This is a genomic window from Amycolatopsis sp. NBC_00355, from assembly GCF_036104975.1.
Classification (GTDB): domain Bacteria; phylum Actinomycetota; class Actinomycetes; order Mycobacteriales; family Pseudonocardiaceae; genus Amycolatopsis.
In genome coordinates this window covers 7,993,602-8,008,770 of the sequence record NZ_CP107982.1, presented here as the reverse complement: position 1 = coordinate 8,008,770, position 15,169 = coordinate 7,993,602, and the positions used below count along the sequence as shown (strand labels likewise).

Below are 15,169 nucleotides of genomic sequence, written 5' to 3'. Positions count from 1 at the left end.
CTCCTAGAGGTTGTCCAGCGCGCCGGTGCGGCGCACCGCGGCCAGGTACACGAGCATGATCACCACAGGTACGGTCGCCACCGTCGCCGCGAACGGCAGGTTGTTGGCCGCGCCGATGTTGTCGTAGACGACGTTGCCGAGCATCTGCGACGTGCCGCCGACGATCTTCACCGCGATGTAGTCCCCCAGCGACAGCGAGAACGTGAAGATCGAGCCCGCCACGATCGCCGGGAACGTCAGCGGCAGGATCACCGAGCGGAACGTCCGGAACGAGCGTGCGCCGAGGTCGCCCGAAGCGTCCACAAGGGAGTCCGGCAGCCGCTCGAGGCCCGCGTAGATCGGCAGGATCATGTACGGCAGCCAGAGGTACGACAGTGTGATGATCGTCGCCGTGACGCCGTAACCGGGCGAAAGCCAGTTCAAGGCGCCATTGCCGGACAGCATCGACCGCCACGCGTACGCCTTCACCAGGTAGCTCGCCCACAACGGCGTCATCACCGCGATCACCAGGATCCGCTGTGCCCGCGGCGACGCCAGCTTGGCCATCGCGAACGCCATCGGGAACGCGATGACGGCGTCGATCACGGTCACGAGCGCCGCGATCCCGACCGTGCGGAAGGTGATCGTGCGGTACACCGCGTCGCTGAACAACGTCGTGAAGTTGTCCAGCGACCACTCGATGACGACCTGGCCGGTGAACGCGTCGGTGTGCCAGAACGCCGTCACGAACAACGCGGCCAGTGCGCCCAGGTAGGCCAGGCCGAGCCAGAGCAGCGGGGCCGAGAGCAGGAAACCCAAGCGCAGCTTGGGTTTCCTGTAGAAGAAGGCCGAGAGCGCGGTCATGTCAGCCCTTGATCTCGGTCCAGGCCTTGGTCCACTCGCCGTAGTCCTTGCACTTGACGTCCGTGCGGCCGTCGAGGCACTGCGGGATCGGCGTGGTCCAGTACGCGATCTTCGACGCGTACGCCGAGTCGCTGGCGTGGTAGGTGTCGCAGAGGGTCTTGTCCGTCATCTCCGCGCACGCCTTGGTGTTCGCCGGCGCCTCGCCGAAGTACTCGGCGACCTGGGCGTTCACCTTGGGGCTGACGATGTAGTCGAGCCACTTGTACGCGCACGTCTTGTGCGCCGACTTCGCCGCGACCATCCAGGTGTCCGACCACCCGGTGGCGCCTTCGCTCGGCACGGCCGACTCCAGCGGCGCGCCCTCGCCCTTGGTCAGGTTGACCGTGACCTGCCAGGCGGTGCCGACGACGGCGTCGCCGTTCTTCAGCGCCTGCGACTCCTTGAGGTAGTCCGACCAGTACTCGCTCACCAGCGGCCGCTGCTGCTTGAGCAGGTTCACCGCGGCGGTGAACTGCTTGTCGTCGAGGGCGTACGGGTTCTTGATGCCCAGGTCCGGCTGGTGCGCCATCAGGTACAGCGCGGCGTCGGCGATGTAGATCGGCGAGTCGTAGGCGATGACCTTGCCCTTGTACGGCGAGTTCGCGTCGAACATCACCGACCACGAGCCCGGCGCCGGCGTCACCTTGTCGGTGCGCCAGGTCAGCAGGTTCGCGCCCCAGCCGTGCGGGATGCCGTAGGCGACGCCGCCGACGCTGTTCCACGACTTGTCCTTGAGGAACGGCTGGACGTCGGCGTAGTTCGGCACCAGCGCGGTGTTCACCGGCTCGACGTCACCCGAGGCCACCAGCCGCAGCGACGCGTCCCCGGACGCCGAGACGACGTCGTACTGGCCGGTCTTCATCAGCGTGACGGCCTCGTCGGACGTCCCGAACGGCTTGACGTTCACCTTGCACCCGGTCTGCTGCTCGAACGGCGTGACCCAGTTGATCTTCGGGTCGTTCGAGCCGTTCTCGGCGTATCCGGGCCAGGCCAGCACGTTCAGCTGGCCTTCCGGCTGCCCGAGCGCTTTCAGCGCCTCCAGTTTCGGCGGGGTGAACCCCTGCGCGCCGGGCGGCGCGGACGAACTCGTGCCCGATGTGCCACATGCAGCCAACAGCAGGCTGGCGCCGAGGAGTCCGGCAAGCCGCGTCTTCCTGTTCTTCATGGCGTTCCTTCCGGGGTACTGACCGGGAAACTGTGTTCGTGGCGCCAGCTGAGCCGGACGCGGCCGGCCGCCAGGGCGCCGTCGGTGTTCTGCCGGACGACCGAGAGCTGGCCGCCGGCGTCGAGCGCGACGGAGTAGCGCACGGTCGCGCCGGCGTAGACGACGTCGGTGACCGTGCCGGTCGCGCTGGTCTCCCCCGCGGCGGCGGGCTCGGACAGCTCGTCGTCGATGCGGATCTTCTCCGGCCGGATGCTGAACAGGCCCGGCCGGCCGATCACGGACTCGGCGCCGCGGCCGCCCAGCAGGTTCGACGTCCCGACGAACCCCGCGACGAACGCGCTCGCGGGCCGCTCGTAGACCTCTTCGGGCGAGCCGACCTGCTCGATCCTGCCGTCGTTGAAGACCGCGATCCGGTCGCTCATGGTGAGCGCCTCGTCCTGGTCGTGGGTGACGAAGACGAACGTGATGCCGACGTCGCGCTGGATCTGCTTGAGCTCCAGCTGCATCGCCAGCCGCAGCTTGAGGTCGAGCGCACCGAGCGGCTCGTCGAGCAGCAGCACCTTGGGCCGGTTGACCAGCGCGCGGGCGAGCGCGACGCGCTGACGCTGTCCACCGGAGAGCTGCGCCGGCTTGCGGGAGCCGTAGTCCTCCAGCCGCACGGTCTTGAGGGCCTCGAGCGCCCGCTCACGGCGTTGCTGCTTCGGGACGCGCTTCACGCGCAAGCCGTACTCGACGTTCTGCTGCACGCTCATGTGCGGGAACAGCGCGTAGTCCTGGAACACCGTGTTGACGTCGCGCTCGAACGGCGCGAGGCGGCTGACATCGCGACCGGCCAGCTCGATCGTGCCCTCGGTGGGCAGGTCGAACCCGGCGATCATCCGCAGCACGGTCGTCTTGCCGGAGCCGGACGGGCCGAGCATCGAGAAGAACTCGCCCGGCGGGATGTCGAGGTCGACGCCGTCGACCGCGTGCACGTCGCCGAAGTGCTTGCGCAGTCCGGAAAGCCGGACGGCGGGGCGGCCGTCGTCGCTGGTCGACGCGGGTTCCACCCGGGTGTCGGAAGGTGCTTGGTTCGGCATCGCCAGCCTCACAGAGCGCTCATGACGTGCTTGATCCGGGTGTAGTCCTCGAGGCCGTAGAGCGAGAGGTCCTTGCCGTAACCGGACTTCTTGAAACCGCCGTGCGGCATCTCGGCGACCAGCGGGATGTGCGTGTTGATCCAGACGCAGCCGAAGTCGAGCTTCGCCGCGAGGCGCATCGCCCGCTGGTGGTCGCGGGTCCAGACCGAGGACGCGAGGCCGTACTGGACGGCGTTCGCGTCGGTCAGCGCTTCGGCCTCGTCGGAGAACCGCTGGACGGTGATGACCGGGCCGAAGATCTCGTTCTGGCTGATCTCGTCGTCCTGCTTGACGCCGGAGACGACCGTGGCCTCGTAGAAGTAGCCCTCGTCGCCGACCCTTCTACCTCCACAGTGGACGGTCGCGTGCTTCGGCAGGCGGTTGATGAACCCGGCCACCTTGTCCAGCTGGGCCGCGTTGTTGAGCGGGCCGTAGGCGACGTCTTCGTCGTCCGGCTTGCCGGTCTTCGTGCCCTCGGCCTGCCGGGCCAGGGCGCCGACGAACTCGTCGTGCACCTCGTCGGCGACCAGTACCCGGGTGGCGGCGGTGCAGTCCTGGCCGGCGTTGAAGTAGCCCGCGACGGCGATGGCTTCGGCGGCGGCTTCGAGGTCGGCGTCACCGAAGACGATGACCGGCGCTTTGCCGCCCAGCTCCAGGTGCACCCGCTTGACGTCGTTCGCGGCGCTGCGAGCGACCTCGATGCCCGCGCGGACCGAGCCGGTGATCGACACCATGGCCGGGATGTCGTGCTCGACCAGGGCACGGCCGGTGTCGCGGTCGCCGCAGACGACGTTGAACACGCCCGGCGGCAGGAACTCGCCGGCGATCTCGGCCAGCAGCAGCGTCGAGGCCGGGGTGGTGTCGGACGGCTTGAGCACGACCGTGTTGCCCGCGGCGAGCGCCGGCGCGATCTTCCAGATGGCCATCAGCAGCGGGTAGTTCCACGGCGTGACCTGGGCGCAGACGCCGATCGGCTCGCGGCGCACGAACGACGTGTGGCCTTCCAGGTACTCGCCGGCCGAGCGTCCTTCGAGCACGCGCGCGGCCCCGGCGAAGAACCGGACCTGGTCCAGGACCATCGGGATCTCTTCGGCCAGGGTCAGCGCGATCGGCTTACCGGTGTTCGCGGATTCGACGCGCACGACCTCGTCGGCGCGGGCTTCGAGCGCGTCGGCGATCTTCAGCAGGGCGAGCTGGCGCTGGGCGGGCGTCGTCGCGCGCCAGGTCTCGAACGCGGCCGCGGCGACCTGCAGGGCGTGGTCGACGTCCTCGGGTCCGGCGATCGGCGCGGTGCAGTAGGGGCGCCCCGTGACCGGGTCCGTGATCTCCGCCGTCCGGCCCGACTTGGACTCGACGTAGGCGCCGCCGACGTAGTGCTTCAGCTCCTGCACGAGTGACTCCCTCGGGTTCGCGGGAGCTAAAACATATAAGTCCATATGTAATAGGACAAGCGGATCAGGCAAGATTGGTGCGAACGGGTACTCCGACGGCCGAAGGGGCACGATGCGCCAGGGGATGTCGCACAGCGCGCGCTCCGCCATGTTCGCCCCGCTCGGGCAGGTCGGGCGGGCGGAGGCGGTGGCGGCGCGGCTCGTCGACGCCATCACCCTCGGCCTGCTCGCCGACGAGGAGCAGCTGCCCAGCGAGGCCGACCTGGCCGCGCAGTTCGGCGTCTCGACCGTGACGGTCCGGGAGGCGCTCGTGGCGCTGCGGCAGCAGGGCCTGGTCGAGACGCGGCGGGGGCGCAGCGGCGGCAGCTTCGTCCGCACGCCGGCCAACCCGCCCGCGGACGTCTGGCGCGAGCGGCTGCAGGAGGTGTCGCTGTCGGACCTGCGCGACGTCGGCGACCACTACCTCGCGATCGCCGGGGCCGCCGCCAAGCTCGCCGCCGAGCGCAGCTCCCCCGAAGACGTCGAGCGGCTGCGCCTGGCCACCGACGACCTCCGCACGGCCCACGGCATCGACTTCACGCGGGCGGAGCGCCAGTTCCACCTGGAGATCGCCGCGGCCGCGCAGTCGACGCGGCTGACGCACGAAGAGGTCCAGCTGCAACGGGAGCTGGGCGGGCTGCTGTGGCTGCCGCTCGGCACGCACCCGCACGAGGAGCACGCGGCGATCACCGCGGCGATCGCGGCGGCCGACGGCGACCTGGCCCGCAAGCTCACCGAAGAGCACGTCCTCGGAGCGCTCGACCGGCTCGCGGACGTGCACTTGGACTTGCTCGCCCCGTAAGCTCCGTCCCAACCCGCGCATCGAGGTGAGCACCGTGGACGACACCCGCACGCTGGCCGGCGACGAGGTCGTCGAGCAGGTTTGCGCGTTGGTGGAAGGGGTTTTCGACCGGCTGAAGCCGTTGCTCGCGGCGGCCGAGTCGGTGCTGGCCGACGCTCCGCTCGCCTCGGCACTGCACCGGATCCGCCCGGCCGTCACCGAGGCCCTCGGCGGGCTGATCGTCGGCGCCGGTTTTGTCAGCGCGCCACGGGTGCTCGCGGACTCGGAGTTCGGCTTCGAGTGGTGGACCGGCTCGGCCTGCGAGCCGCCGTCCCAGTTGTTCATCAGCCTCGACCCGGGCAGCGAGAACTTCCTCGATTACACGCGCCAGTCGTGGTTCACCGTCCCGCGCGACACCGGACGCCGGCACATCAACGGCCCGTACGTCGATTACCTGTGCACCGACGAGTACACCCTGACGTTCACGATCCCGGTCTTTTCGGCGGGTGCCTTCGCGGGCGTGGTGGGCGCGGACGTGTACGTGCGCGAGTTCGAGCGCGCGGTCCGTCCTCGGTTGCGGTCCCTCGGACGCGGCGCGGCGCTGCTGAACGCGCAGGGGCGGGTGATCGTGTCCAACAGCGTCCGGCAGGCCACGGGGTCGCTGGTGCGCGAGGTGGACGTACCGGCTTGGTGGTCGTCGGGCGCGGAGCCCGGTCCGGTGCTGCGTCGGTGCGGGGATTCGCCGATCGTGCTGGTGAACGCGGACTAGCGCCCCCATGTGGCCTTGGGGCGTTCGGGTCAGGCCTGAGTCTGGAGAGCCACCCAGAGTTCCGCGCGGACGCCCGGTGAGTCGAGGTCACGGCCGAGCAGTTCCTCCGCTTTCCGGATCCGGTTGCGGAGCGTGTGCCGGTGGACGCCGAGGCGGGCCGCCGCGATGTCCCAGTGGCCGTGGTGTTCCAGCCAGCAGCGCAACGAGCCGACGAGGTCGCCGCGGCCGGTCTCGTCGTGTTCGCGCAGCGGGGCCAGCAGGCCGTGGGCAAACGCTTGCGCCACCACCGGATCGATGAGGGACAGCAGGCCGCGGCCGGTGTGTTCGGCCGCCGACAACAGGATCTTGTCCTCGGCTTCCGCCGCCCGGGCCGCCAGCTCCGCCTGTTCCAGGCCGGCCGCGAAGTCCGCCGCGGACACCGGCCCGGCGACACCGCCGTGGAGGCCGCCGATCCGCAGCGCCGCGTCGGCCACCGTGTCGATCACCTGACCCGAGCCGAAGGCCACCACCAACGCGTCCCAGCGTGCCGCGAACAACGGCTCGCCTTCCAATGCGTCCAGGAGCTTGCGCCGTGACGCGGCCGCGCCGGCGAACACCAGCACCGACCACGGCCCTTCCGGCGCTTCGGCGCCCGTCGTGGTCAGCACCCGCAGCGCCAGCTCGTCCTGCCCGCCGACGAGCAGCTCCACCAGGCCCGACCGCAAAGCCTGCCGCGCCGAGGCTTGCGCGCGATCCTGTTCCAGCGCAAGGGAAAGCACGGAAACCGCGGTGTTCACGATGTGCCGCCCGGCCGTGTCGAGCGGCACCGCGGTCCCGACCGCCAGCACGCGGCGCGCGCTGGTGTCGAGCGTCTGCAGCACCACCTCGTCCTCCCCCAGGGGCACCACGCGTGTGCCGGTGCGAAGGCGCTCCAGCTCTTCGCGCAGCGAAGCGCCGTACGCCCGTGCACTCGCCGGAGCGGCTTCGGTGACCGTGGTGCGATCGAAGAGCAGGACCCAGCCGTCGATCAGCTTGGCCAGTTTGCGCAGCACCCCCGCCGGGCCGCCCTTGCCGACCGCCGTGCGGGTCAGTTCCTGCTGGGCCTTGCCGATGCGGACCGTCGTGGCGTACTCGTCGGCCGCCACCGCTCGCGAGACCGCGCGGGTGAGCGCGATGAACGGCGTCTCGCGCGGCACCTCCAGCAGCGGCAGCCCCACTTCGGCCGCGGTGGCGATCAGCGTGGCCGGCACCTCGTCGTGGCTCAGGCCGACGCCGAAGCCGAGGCCCGCGACGCCGGCGTCCACCAGGCGGCGCACATACGCGGGGGACGTCTCCTCGTCCAGGGCCAGGCCGGTCGTCAGCAGCAGCTCGCCGCCTTCGAGGAAGGCCTGCGGGTCGGTCAGTTCCGTCGGGTGCACCCAGCCGATCGGGCGGTCCAGGAGAGCGTCGCCGGTCAGCACGCGCAGGCCGAGCGGGCGGTCGGCGGCCAGGCCGCGCAACGTGAGTGCCATAACGGCCAATTCTACTCCTCGAAATAGCCAGAACGGCCAGCTGACGGCAGCCGCGCCGCACCTCATCCTGGGGACGTCCACCCCCGTCCGGAGGAGCACGCCGTGACCGCAAGCACCACCGCCGAGCCGCAGGCCCCGGCACCCCGGCAGCGCCGACTGCGCACCCAGATCCCCGGCCCCGCCTCGCGCGAGCTGCAGGAGCGGCGCGCCAACGCGGTCGCCGCCGGGGTCGGCTCGGTGCTGCCCGTCTACGTCACCTCCGCCGTCGGCGGCCTGCTCACCGACGCCGACGGCAACGTCCTGATCGACCTCGGCTCCGGCATTGCGGTGACCAGCGTCGGGCACTCCGCGCCGGCGGTGGTGGACCGCGTCCGCGAGCAGGCCGGGCTGTTCACCCACACCTGTTTCATGGTCACGCCGTACGAGGGTTACGTCGAGGTGTGCGAAGCCCTGGCCGAGCTGACACCGGGCGACCACGCGAAGAAGTCGGTGCTGTTCAACTCCGGCGCGGAAGCCGTCGAGAACGCCGTGAAGATCGCGCGCGTCGCGACCGGGCGCCAGGCCGTCGTCGTGTTCGACCACGCCTACCACGGCCGCACCAACCTGACGATGGGCATGACCGCGAAGTCGGTGCCCTACAAGCACGGCTTCGGCCCGTTCGCGCCCGAGGTCTACCGCGTGCCGGGCTCGTACCCGTACCGCGACGGCCTGTCCGGCGCCGAGGCGGCCGCGCTGGCGATCGACCGGATCGAAAAGCAGATCGGTGGCGACCAGGTGGCCGCCGTCGTTTTGGAACCGATCCAGGGCGAGGGCGGGTTCATCGAGCCCGCGCGCGGCTTCCTGCCCGCACTTTCGGCCTGGTGCGAGGAAAACGGCGTCGTGTTCGTCGCCGACGAAGTGCAGACCGGCTTCTGCCGCACCGGTTCCTGGTTCGCGTCGAACGACGAGGACGTCGTCCCGGACCTGGTCGCGACGGCCAAGGGCATCGCGGGCGGCCTGCCCCTCGCCGCGGTCACCGGCCGCGCCGAACTGCTCGACGCCGTCGTGCCCGGCGGCCTCGGCGGCACGTACGGCGGCAACCCGATCGCCTGCGCCGCCGCGCTCGGCTCGATCGCGACGATGAAATCCGAGAACCTGGCGGCGTCGGCGAAGCGCATCGAAGGGGTTGTCCTGCCGAGGCTGCGCGCGCTGGCCGACGAAACCGGCGTGATCGGCGACGTCCGTGGCCGCGGCGCGATGCTGGCCGCGGAGTTCGTCCGACCGGGCACGACCGAGCCGGACGCCGACCTCACCAAGCGCGTCGCGGCGGCCTGTCACCGGGCCGGCGTCATCGTGCTGACCTGCGGCACCTACGGCAACGTCGTCCGCCTGCTGCCGCCGCTCTCGCTGTCCACCGACCTGCTCGACGAGGGCCTTTCGGTCCTCGAGCACGCTGTCCGCACGGAGGCTCGCTCGTGACTTTCCCCTTCTGGGTCGCCGGAAAGCCGGTGACCGGCGGCGCGACCGCCGATGTCCGGCACTCCTTCGACGGCTCGCTCGCCGGGTCGCATTTCGTACCGTCCACTTCGGACGTCGAGGCCGCGGTCCAGGCCGCGCACGACGTCCGCGACGAGTTCGCGACGCTGCCCGCACACGTCCGCGCCGGGGCGTTGGACCACGTGTCCCGGGCGTTGGGTGAGCGGTCCGAGGAGATCGCCCAGCTCATCACGGCCGAGTCCGGCAAGCCGCTGAAGTGGGCGCGCGGCGAGGTCGGCCGCGCGGTGTCGACGTTCCGCTGGGCCGCCGAGGAGGCCCGCCGCTTCTCCGGCGAGCTGCAGCGCCTCGACACCGACCCGGGTGGTACCGGGCGCTTGGCGCTGGTCCGGCGTGTGCCGCGCGGGCCGGTACTGGGCATCACGCCGTTCAACTTCCCGCTGAACCTGGTGGCGCACAAGGTGGCCCCGGCGATCGCGGTCGGCGCGCCGATCGTGCTCAAGCCCGCGCCCGCGACGCCGCTGACGGCGTTGCTGCTGGGCGAGATCCTGGCTGCCACCGATCTTCCGGCGGGCTCGTGGTCGATCCTGCCGGTGGACAACGAGACGTCGTCGCGGCTGGTCCAGGACCCGCGGCTGCCGGTGGTGTCGTTCACCGGCTCGGTCCCGGTCGGCTGGAGCATCCGCGACAGCGTGCCGCGCAAGCACGTCGCGCTGGAACTGGGCGGCAACGGCGCGGTCCTCGTCTGTCCCGATTGGACGGACCTCGACTTCGCGGCGCAGCGCATCGCGACGTTCGCGATGTACCAGGCCGGCCAGTCGTGCATCTCGGTGCAGCGGGTGTACGCGCACGCTGACGTTTTCGACGCTTTGGCCGAGAAGGTCCTCTCGCAGGTCGGCGCTCTGCGCACGGGCGACCCGCGCGCCGAGGGTGTCGACGTCGGCCCGATGATCAATGAGGACGCGGCCGCTCGGGTTTCCTCGTGGGTTTCCGCTGCTGTCGCTGCAGGCGGTCGCTTGCTGACCGGCGGTTCGCGGTCCGGTGCGACCTTCGAGCCGACGGTGCTGGCGGACGTCCCGGAGGACGCGTCGGTGATGGCCGACGAGGTGTTCGGCCCGGTGGTCTCGCTGATCCGCGTCGCGTCGGTCGAGGAGGGAGTGGCGCGGATCAACGCGTCCCGCTTCGGGCTGCAGGCAGGCGTGTTCACGCGAGACCTCCCGACGGCTTTCTCGGTCTCGGCCGCGTTGCAGGTCGGCGGGGTTCTGGTGGGCGACGTCCCGAGCTTCCGGGCCGACCAGATGCCGTACGGCGGCGTGAAGGACTCGGGCGTAGGCCGCGAAGGCCCGGCGTCGGCGATGGCGGACTTCACCGAGGAGCGGGTAACGGTCCTGACCGGCCTGACGCTGTAGCCGAAGCCGTGAAGGGCACCTTCAGGGACTCTATGTCCCTGAAGGTGCCCTTCACGGCTTTGGCAGGGCCTCCAGCAGCGCGGCGTGCGCGTCGACCAGGGAAGGGCCATACCAGGTGAGGTGGCGGCCCGAGACCAGGACGTAGCGCTCGTCCGGGAAGTGGTCCGGGCCGTCCTCCTCGGTGAACAAGTACGGCTCGTCCGGCAGCACCAGCAGGTCCGCGTCCGCCGCGAAGTGCGCGCGCAGCTCCTCGACGTCCGGCCGCGGGTAGCGCTCCTCGGAACCCGCGTAGACGTTCGCCACGCCGACCCGGCGCAGGACGTCACCGGCGAACGTCTCGCGGCCCAGGACGATCCACGGTTTGCGCCACACCGGGACCACCGCGTGGAACCGGACCGGGCGCACCTCGCGCCAGATCTCCTCGGCCGCGACCAGCCAGTCCGGCTCCGCCAGGTCGTACGCCTGGGTCAGGATCCGCCGCAGCGAACCCAGCGCGGCCGGGACCGAGGCCGACGCCTCCATCACCCAGACCGGGATCCCGTTGGCGCGCAGCCGTTCGACGTCTTCCGGGCGGTTCTCCTCCGAGTTGGCCAGCACGAGGTCGGGCGCCAGGTCCAGCACCCGGTCGAGCTTCGGGTACTTCGACCCACCCACCCGCGGGACGTCCAAAGTGGACGGATGGGTGCAGTAGTCGGTGGCCCCGGCCAGCCGGCCGGGCGCGCTGACCTCGACCGCTTCGGTCAGCGACGGGACGAGCGACACCACCCGGGACGCGGGGCCGTCCAAGGGCACCGGCTCCCCGAGATCGTCGACGAGGTGGCTCATGCGCGTTCGAACGACACCTTCCGCTTCTCGACGTCCACCGCGGTCAGCCGCACGCCGATGCGCGCGCCCGCAGTCAGCTTCTCCCCCGCGCACTTCGCCATCACCGTCGGGTCCTCGACCAGGATCTCGGCCTTGTTCTCGTCCGCGCGCAGCACGATGGCACTGAACTCACCGCCGACGTGCTCGGCCAGCACCCACGCCTCGACCTGGTCGATGCAGGCCCGCTCGACCTTCGCGGCCAGGGTGTCCGACGCCGTCATCCGGTCCGGGACGTCGGTGAGCGCCGCGTGGACCCACTCCGGCACCTCGCGATCGGCCGAAACCGCGAGGCAGATCTCCGTCGCGAACCGGTCGACCAGCCGCCGGATCGGCGCCGTCACGTGCGCGTACGCGCCGCCGATGCCCGCGTGCGTCGTCAGCGCGGGCAGTTCGCCGTCGAAAGCCGTGTAGCCGGCGCCGCGCAGCAACCGCGTCGTGTCCGCGTAGATCGCCATCGCCGCGGGCTGGCGGGGATCCAGCCGGGACAGGAACTCCGAGACGGTGTCGGCCGCCGGCCAGGCGATGCCGACCGCTTCGGCGGAGCGGCGCAGCCAGTCGACGGCCTCGGGCTCCGGGTCGGGCAGCGTGCGCAGGACGCCGATCTTCGCGTCGATCATGATCTGCGCGGCGGCCATCCCGGTGAGCAGCGAGATCTCGGCGTTCCAGGCGTCGACGACGGTGCGCGGGCGGCGCGCGAGCACCCAGCCGCCGTCCGGGTCGCCGCTGATCTCCTGCTCGGGCAGCTGCAGCTCGACGGCGCCACGCCGGACGGCCAGCTCGCGCCGCCGACGTCCCAGCTCGGGCAGCGCGGCCACCGACGGGTGCGGATTTCCGGCGTCGAGCGCGGCCTGGACCGTCTCGTAGTCGAACTGCTCGGTGGACCGGACCAGCGCGCGGCGCACCCGGGTCGCCGTCGGCTCACCCGCCTCGTCGGTGTCGATGGTCCAGAGCACCGCGGGCCGGATCTCGCCGGGCAGCAGGCTCGCCGCGCCCTCGGACAGCACCGGCGGGTGCAGCGGGACGTTGCCGTCGGGCAGGTAGAGCGTCTGCCCGCGCCGCCGCGACTCCCGGTCCAGCGCGCCGCCGGGCGGCACGAACGCGGCCAGGTCGGCGATCGCGTAGTGCACCCGGAAGCCGTGCGCGGTCCGCTCGACGACCATCGCCTGGTCGAGGTCCTTGGAGCCGGGCGGGTCGATGGTGACGAACGGCAGGTCCGTCGCGTCCTCCCGGGGCCCGGCCGCGGCCAGCGGATCCAGGACCGCGGCTTCGGCCTCGGCCAGCACCTCGGGCCCGAAGGACTCCGGCAGCGAAAACTCGGCGCGAAGGGGGCCGAAGTCCCCGCCCGCCGAGTGTGTCCTGATCACGAGGGGAGGCACACCCCAACCCTAACCCGCGAACGGCCCGGGAAACGCCACTGTGATCGCCCGATCGGGCTTGGGCCGGTCGGGTGTACGTTGACTTCCGCAATAATGAAAACCGTCTTCATTGCCAAGAAGGGATCCGATCGTGAAGATCGCGTTCGTCGGCAAGGGCGGCAGCGGCAAGACCACGCTGTCGTCGCTGTTCGTCGCGCACCTCGCCGACGCCGGCAAACCGGTGCTGGCCATCGACGCCGACATCAACCAGCACCTCGCGGTGGCGCTCGGCGCGACCGAAGAGGAAGCGCTCGCCTGGCCGACACTCGGCGACAACATGGCCCTGATCAAGGACTACCTGCGGGGTGACAACCCGCGGATCGCCGACGCGGCGTCGATGATCAAGACGACCCCGCCGGGGCGCGGGTCGCGGCTGGTCCGGCCGTTCGAGGACAACCCCGTGTTCGACACGTGCTTCCGGCAGCTGGGCGGCGTGCGCCTCGGCGTCACCGGGCAGTTCGACGAGGACGACCTCGGCGTCAAGTGCTACCACTCGAAGGTCGGCGCCGCGGAGCTGCTGCTGAACCACCTGGTCGACGTCGACGGCGAGTACGTCGTGATGGACATGACCGCGGGCGCCGACGCCTTCGCGTCGGGGCTGTTCACACGGTTCGACGTGACGTTCCTGGTGTGCGAGCCGACGGTGCGCAGCGTGGGCGTCTACCGGCAGTACGCGGACTACGCGCGCGACTTCGGCGTGCGCCTCGTCGTCGTCGGCAACAAGGTGACGGACGACGAGGACGTCGAGTTCCTGCAGGAGCAGGTCGGCGACGCGCTGCTGGGGTGGATGTCGGCGTCACGGCACGTGCGCGCGGCCGAGCGCGGCACGACCCGCCCGATCGGCGAGCTGGAGCCGCGCAACCTGTCGACGCTGCGCACGATGCACGCGGCGGTCGACGCCGAGCAGCGCGACTGGGCGCGCTACCAGCGTCAAGCCGTCGAGTTCCACTTGCGCAACGCCCAGGCCTGGGCGGGCGCCGACCTCGCCGCGCAAGTGGACCCCGAGTTCGTGCTGGGGCCGCAGGTGGTCGTCTAGTCGGCGTCGTCGGCGTCGGCCTGCCGGGTCCGTTCCCTGGCGATGTCCAGGGCGCGACGGGCGGTGGCCTCATCGGGGTACGGGCCGAGCAGGTCGACGCTGCGCGAGCGCTCGAGATGCTCGACCTGATTGGTGCGAGTGTTGTAGTACCACCCCGGGTCCGGGTTCGGGTCTTTGGCCATACCCCAAGCCTGGCATCCCGGGGCGAGTCTGTCAGCGCTTGTACCGGTAGGGGATCTCCGTCGGCTGCCCGGTGGGCCCGAACTCCGGCGGCGCCTCGGGTTCGGCGGGCTGATCATCGATCTCGTCGAACCAGCCACGGGAAGGCATGGCGGTACCGCGCGGCGGGGTATCGGCGTCCTGCCCACTCGGCTGCGGCAGCGGCTCCCGCCCGGGGAAGACAGGCGGAACCTCCGGACTCGGCGGCCGGGGCGCGGAGTTCGGACCGGGAAAGACGGGCCGGACCGGGGCGGCGTGCCGGGTCGGGAAGGACTGGGGTGTCGATTCCGGGCCGGGGAAGACGGGCTTGGCGGGCTGCCGGGTCTGCGCGGGCCGGGCAGGGCCGTTGGCGGGGCCCCACGGCTGGGGTTGACCTGCCGGCGGCTGCGGCAGTCCCGCGGGCTGCTGGGGCAGTCCTGCGGGCTGCTGAGGTTGAGGTTGGGGTTGGCCGGCTTGCGGTGCGGGCTGGGGTTGGCCAGTGGGCGCCGGTGGTTGCGGCGGGCCGGTGGGCGGCTGGGGTTGGCCAGTGGGCGCCGGTGGTTGCGGCGGGCCGGTGGGCGGCTGAGGCGGCCCGGCCTGCGGTGCTTGCGGTTGAGGCGGGCTGGCCTGCGGTTGGCCGGTCTGGGGCGACGCCGAGGTTGGCAGGGGCTGCGATTGGCCGGTCTGCGAGCCCGGAGGCATGGCCGAGCCGACCTGCGGTCCTGACGGCGTAGCCGAACCCGGCTGACCAGGCTGCGGATTCGACGGCACGACCGACCCCGGCTGACCGAACTGCGGTCCAGGCGGCGCAGCTGAACCCGGCTGACCAGGCTGCTGTCCAGGCGATACAGTCGAGCCTGAGTGGCCGGGCTGCGATACCGGCGGCATGGCTGAACCGGGCTGCGGTCCCGACGACACGGGTGAGCCCTGCTGGCCGACCTGCGGCTCAGGAGGCGGTGAGGTGGGCTGACCGGGCTGGGCCGGACCACCCTGTTCGCCGTGCTGCTGCGAAGACGTCGCCGCGGGAGGAGCCGCGAACTGGCCCAGCTGTGAGGCACGTGGCGGACCGGCCTGCGGCGCAACGAGTCCGCCAGGCTGTGACGCACCGGGACCGCTGGCCGTGCCGGGCTGCCAGCCTT

General features: G+C 71.3%; 13 protein-coding genes. 5 read left to right on the top strand and 8 right to left on the bottom strand.

Annotated elements, in window-relative coordinates:
• Positions 1-3: 3 nt before the first annotated feature.
• From OHS18_RS36890 to OHS18_RS36875, 4 genes are read right to left on the bottom strand one after another with little or no spacing between them, the layout of a single operon-like run.
• On the bottom strand, positions 4-843 hold the full coding sequence (locus OHS18_RS36890; protein WP_328444669.1) for an ABC transporter permease: 840 nt from the start codon (positions 841-843) through the stop codon (positions 4-6).
• Between the two features lies 1 nt (position 844).
• The gene (locus tag OHS18_RS36885; protein WP_328444671.1) at positions 845-2,047 is read right to left on the bottom strand and encodes an ABC transporter substrate-binding protein; all 1,203 of its coding nucleotides are present in this window, start codon (positions 2,045-2,047) and stop codon (positions 845-847) included.
• Positions 2,044-3,126 carry an ABC transporter ATP-binding protein gene (locus OHS18_RS36880; RefSeq protein ID WP_328613877.1) on the bottom strand — a complete coding sequence of 361 codons (1,083 nt, stop codon included), beginning with the start codon at positions 3,124-3,126 and terminating at the stop codon, positions 2,044-2,046. The genes OHS18_RS36885 and OHS18_RS36880 overlap by 4 nt, the downstream gene beginning before the upstream one ends.
• A gap of 8 nt (positions 3,127-3,134) precedes the next feature.
• Entirely contained in the window at positions 3,135-4,556 is a 1,422-nt protein-coding gene (locus OHS18_RS36875; RefSeq protein WP_328613876.1) for a gamma-aminobutyraldehyde dehydrogenase, read from the bottom strand.
• Positions 4,557-4,668: 112 nt separating this feature from the next.
• Here OHS18_RS36875 and OHS18_RS36870 point away from each other — a divergent pair, with 112 nt between their 5' ends.
• Positions 4,669-5,397 carry a FadR/GntR family transcriptional regulator gene (locus OHS18_RS36870; RefSeq protein WP_328613875.1) on the top strand — a complete coding sequence of 243 codons (729 nt, stop codon included), beginning with the start codon at positions 4,669-4,671 and terminating at the stop codon, positions 5,395-5,397.
• 34 nt (positions 5,398-5,431) lie between these two features.
• A complete protein-coding gene (locus OHS18_RS36865) occupies positions 5,432-6,145 on the top strand; it encodes a cache domain-containing protein (protein WP_328613874.1) in 714 nt (237 codons plus the stop codon).
• A gap of 29 nt (positions 6,146-6,174) precedes the next feature.
• Here OHS18_RS36865 and OHS18_RS36860 read toward each other — a convergent pair whose 3' ends face one another.
• On the bottom strand, positions 6,175-7,635 hold the full coding sequence (locus tag OHS18_RS36860; protein ID WP_328613873.1) for a PucR family transcriptional regulator: 1,461 nt from the start codon (positions 7,633-7,635) through the stop codon (positions 6,175-6,177).
• A gap of 102 nt (positions 7,636-7,737) precedes the next feature.
• On the opposite strand from OHS18_RS36860, the gene gabT reads away from it, so the two are divergent.
• Both gabT and OHS18_RS36850 read left to right on the top strand, forming a co-directional pair.
• A complete protein-coding gene (gene gabT / locus OHS18_RS36855; protein WP_328613872.1) occupies positions 7,738-9,093 on the top strand; it encodes a 4-aminobutyrate--2-oxoglutarate transaminase in 1,356 nt (451 codons plus the stop codon).
• Positions 9,090-10,517, top strand: a complete 1,428-nt coding sequence (locus OHS18_RS36850; protein ID WP_328613871.1) for an aldehyde dehydrogenase family protein — start codon at positions 9,090-9,092, stop codon at positions 10,515-10,517. Before gabT ends, OHS18_RS36850 begins: the two co-directional genes overlap by 4 nt.
• A gap of 51 nt (positions 10,518-10,568) precedes the next feature.
• On the opposite strand, the gene OHS18_RS36845 is transcribed toward OHS18_RS36850, so the two are convergent.
• Both OHS18_RS36845 and OHS18_RS36840 read right to left on the bottom strand, forming a co-directional pair.
• Positions 10,569-11,342 carry a helical backbone metal receptor gene (locus OHS18_RS36845; RefSeq protein ID WP_328613870.1) on the bottom strand — a complete coding sequence of 258 codons (774 nt, stop codon included), beginning with the start codon at positions 11,340-11,342 and terminating at the stop codon, positions 10,569-10,571.
• Entirely contained in the window at positions 11,339-12,745 is a 1,407-nt protein-coding gene (locus tag OHS18_RS36840) for an RNB domain-containing ribonuclease (RefSeq protein ID WP_328618646.1), read from the bottom strand. The genes OHS18_RS36845 and OHS18_RS36840 overlap by 4 nt, the downstream gene beginning before the upstream one ends.
• Before the next feature lie 142 nt (positions 12,746-12,887).
• Here OHS18_RS36840 and OHS18_RS36835 point away from each other — a divergent pair, with 142 nt between their 5' ends.
• Positions 12,888-13,832 carry an ATP-binding protein gene (locus OHS18_RS36835; protein ID WP_328613869.1) on the top strand — a complete coding sequence of 315 codons (945 nt, stop codon included), beginning with the start codon at positions 12,888-12,890 and terminating at the stop codon, positions 13,830-13,832.
• Here the strand turns inward: OHS18_RS36835 and OHS18_RS36830 are convergent.
• Positions 13,829-14,014, bottom strand: coding sequence for a hypothetical protein (locus OHS18_RS36830; protein WP_328444687.1), 186 nt, complete (start codon positions 14,012-14,014; stop codon positions 13,829-13,831). The genes OHS18_RS36835 and OHS18_RS36830 overlap by 4 nt on opposite strands.
• Between the last annotated feature and the right edge of the window lie 1,155 nt (positions 14,015-15,169).